The following is a 3,528-nucleotide window of genomic DNA, read 5'->3' as shown; positions in this document are numbered from 1 at the left end:
GTAACCCGGACGTCATGACCACCGACCCGGAAATTTACAGATAAGAGGTTGCACACAATCTCCACCAGCCGCGCGTTCCTAGCTTGGACCTCGGCCAGAGGCGCCACAGGCACATCCTGAACCAGCCGGGCGAGCCAACGCAGAATGCCTCTGCATCGACAGCTTCAACGGCAAGGTTGCGCGCCGAGCGCCTCAATGAGCACGGGTTCTGGAGACCTAGGCGCAGGGGCGGCGTGAGAACGCGCGCTGGCGAGTCGACTTCAACGAGATGCGGCCTCACAGCAACTGCGGTTGCATCCCGCCGGCACGCTTCGCGTCGCTACATCGTCAGCAAACGGACGACGCAGCCCGCGTGCCCCACAAAACCCGAGCGTAAAGTTCACCGCTGAAATAAGCCTTGGGACTGGCGCGCGCCCGCGTGCCCCACAAAACCCCAGCGTAAAGTTCATCCACCCCGCGCAGATGTTCAAAACCTGTGGTACGGAAAACGGGGGTAGGTCAGTAGAGCGGTTGCATGTCGGCGCGCTGCCGAATTGAATCGAGCGACCGTTCAGAAGAACCCTGATTGAGTGCCCCAGACGGGGGTGTTTCGGGAATAATGCAGCGATGACTTCCGTTCAGTGTTAGGTGCGTGTCGGGTGCGCTGGCACAACTGACGCGCTCCCCTCTTACAGGAGACGGCATGAGCACCGTAAGCGCTGCAGACAAGCCGTGGCTGAAGCACTACCCGGAAGGTGTACCTGCCGAAATCGACCCCAGCCGCTACCGTTCGCTGGTGGCTCTGATGGAGGAGAGCTTCGCCCAGTACGCCGACCGGCCCGCATATAGTTTTTTGGGTAAGGAGTGGACGTACCGTGAAGTCGACGAGGCCTCGCGCGCGCTGGCAGCGTACCTGCAAAGCCTGGGTCTGCAGCGTGGCGACCGCGTGGCGGTGATGATGCCCAACGTGCCGCAGTATCCCATCGCGGTGGCGGCCATCTTGCGCGCGGGCTATGTGCTGGTCAACGTCAATCCGCTGTACACCGCGCGCGAGCTGGAGCACCAGCTCAAAGACAGCGGGGCCAAGGCCATCTTCATCATCGAAAATTTTGCTCATACGCTGCAGCAGTGCCTAGAGGCCACGCCGGTCAGGCACATCGTGCTGTGTGCGATGGGCGATCTGCTTGGTGCCAAGGGACAGATCGTCAACCTGGTGGTGCGCTACGTCAAGAAGCTGGTGCCGCCATTCGAGTTGCCGGGGGCGGTGCGTTTCAATAGCGCTCTGGCGCGCGGTGGCCGCGCCACGTTCCGTGCCGCCGACGTGGGGCCGGACGACGTAGCGGTGCTGCAGTACACCGGCGGCACGACTGGGGTGAGCAAAGGGGCGGTGCTGCTGCACCGCAACCTGGTGGCCAACGTGCTGCAGTCCGAGGCGTGGGAGTCGCCAGTGCGCAAGACCATCCCGCCGCACGAGCAGCCCACCGCCGTGTGCGCGTTGCCGCTGTATCACATCTTCGCCTTTACGGTGAACATGATGTTGAGCATGCGCACCGGGGGCAAGACGATTCTGATCCCCAACCCGCGCGACATCCCGGCTGTGCTCAAAGAGCTGTCCAAGCACACCTTCCACAGTTTCCCGGCGGTCAACACGCTGTTCAACGCGCTGGTTAACCACCCGCAGTTCGATACCGTCAACTGGCGCAATCTGCGGGTGTCGCTGGGTGGCGGCATGGCGGTGCAGGCGGCGGTGGCCAAAAAGTGGCTGGAGCGCACCGGCTGCCCGATCTGCGAGGGTTATGGCCTGTCCGAAACCAGCCCCTCGGCCTGCTGCAACCCGGTCACCTCCAAAGAGTTTTCGGGCACGATCGGCATGCCCATTCCCAGCACCGAGCTCAAGTGTGTGGACGACGAGGGCAACGAGGTGCCGCTCGGCACGCCGGGCGAAATCGCCATCCGTGGCCCGCAGGTAATGGCCGGCTACTGGCAGCGTCCGGATGAGACCGCCAAGGTCATGACGGCCGACGGGTGGTTCCTCACCGGTGACATCGGCGTGATGGACGAGCGCGGCTACTTCAAAATCGTGGACCGCAAGAAGGACATGATCCTGGTGTCCGGTTTCAACGTCTACCCCAACGAGGTGGAGGACGTGGTGGCGCAGTGCGAAGGCGTGCTGGAGTGCGCGGCGGTGGGTATTCCCGACGAGCACTCGGGCGAAGCGGTCAAGCTGGTGGTGGTGAAGAAAGATCCGGCGCTGACCGAGGCGCATATCCGCGAGTTTTGCGAGTCGCGGCTGACCGGCTACAAGCGGCCCAAGGTGATCGAGTTCCGCACCGAGTTGCCGAAGACGCCCGTGGGCAAGATTTTGCGGCGAGAATTGCGGGGTACGAAGTAACGCCACTCTTTCGGAGGCTGCCCCATGTCGCGTATCGCCGTCGTCAGTGCCGTGCACGAGGAGCTGTCGGAGATCCTGCAGCTGATGCCGGACGAGCACAAGGTGACGGTGGCGGGGCGCGACTTTTGGCAAGGCCACCTGCAAGGCCACGAGGTGGTGGCGGTGCTGTGTGGCATCGGCAAGGTGGCGGCGGCCACCACCGCCACCCTTCTGTGTGAGCGTTTCCACCCGCAGCACATCCTGTTCACCGGGGTGGCGGGGGGGCTGGCCTTTGGCGCCGAAGTGGGTGACGTGGTGGTGGGCATGCGCTACTTGCAGCACGACTTGAGTGCCGCGCCGCTGTTTCCGCCCTGGGAGGTGCCTGGCACGGGCAAACAGCACTTCGACGCCGACTTGGTGCTGGTGCAGGTGCTGGAAGAGGCGGCGCGCGACGCCGTCACCTGGTTGCCCAAGCTGGTGAGTGAGGAGACGCTGCGTGTGTTGGGCTTGCACCGCCCCACCGTGCACAAGGGGCTGATCATCAGCGGCGATCGTTTCATCACCAGCGCCGCCGAGTCGCAGGTCCTGCGCGAAGCCTTACCCGAAGCGCTGGCGGTGGACATGGAAAGCGCGGCGGTGGCGCAGGTGTGCTGGGATTTCGGCACGCCGTTTGCCGCCGTGCGCACCATCTCGGACCGCGCCGACGACGAGGCGCACGTGGATTTTCAGGCCTTTATACGTGACGTGGCGCGCCACTACAGCGCGCGCATCGTGCGCAAGGCGCTTAATTTGCTGTAAGTCGGCTCAGCAGACGGCTGAGTGCGCCGGGCAAGCACCGCCGGTGCAGTGGCGCATGCTCGCCGGATAACAGCGGCCAAGGCGGGCAGCACACTACCGTCTGTTGCCAGCAGCCGCCCTGGGCCGCCAGGCGGCGGTGCGCGCCGTTGGCGCCCGCAGCGCCAGGACGCACAACTAAGGAAGGTCTGCACAACCTGCTGCGCGAGCGCATCGCTGCGTTGCGCGGTGCTCGCTCGCTCGCCTAACTCATTGTGATGTCTCGGTCGCTGCGCTGCGTGCGCCTTGCGCTGCGCCCGCTCGCAACGGTCGTGCAGATCTTCCCTAACAGCCACGCACGGCGCTCGCATCACTTCAGCCAGCCGCGGCGGCGGAAGTACCAC

Annotated in this window: 2 protein-coding genes; both read left to right on the top strand. The window is 64.5% G+C overall.

Features of this window, described 5'->3' with window-relative positions:
- The first annotated feature begins 682 nt into the window (after positions 1 to 682).
- On the top strand, positions 683 to 2,371 hold the full coding sequence (locus V7Z54_RS09580) for a long-chain-fatty-acid--CoA ligase (RefSeq protein WP_334136154.1): 1,689 nt from the start codon (positions 683 to 685) through the stop codon (positions 2,369 to 2,371).
- A gap of 24 nt (positions 2,372 to 2,395) precedes the next feature.
- Complete coding sequence (locus V7Z54_RS09575; protein WP_334136153.1) at positions 2,396 to 3,148, top strand: 5'-methylthioadenosine/adenosylhomocysteine nucleosidase; 753 nt, start codon at positions 2,396 to 2,398, stop codon at positions 3,146 to 3,148.
- Positions 3,149 to 3,528: the final 380 nt, after the last annotated feature.

Source organism: Tepidimonas sp. (assembly GCF_036824975.1).
Taxonomy (GTDB): domain Bacteria; phylum Pseudomonadota; class Gammaproteobacteria; order Burkholderiales; family Burkholderiaceae_C; genus Tepidimonas.
Note: the sequence above shows the minus strand (reverse complement) of the source record. Positions and strands in the feature narration are given on the sequence as shown.

Coding starts and splice junctions, on each gene's coding strand:
- V7Z54_RS09580 (WP_334136154.1), top strand. CDS start 683: ATGAGCACCGTAAGCGCTGCAGACAAGCCGTGGCTGAAGCACTACCCG.
- V7Z54_RS09575 (WP_334136153.1), top strand. CDS start 2,396: ATGTCGCGTATCGCCGTCGTCAGTGCCGTGCACGAGGAGCTGTCGGAG.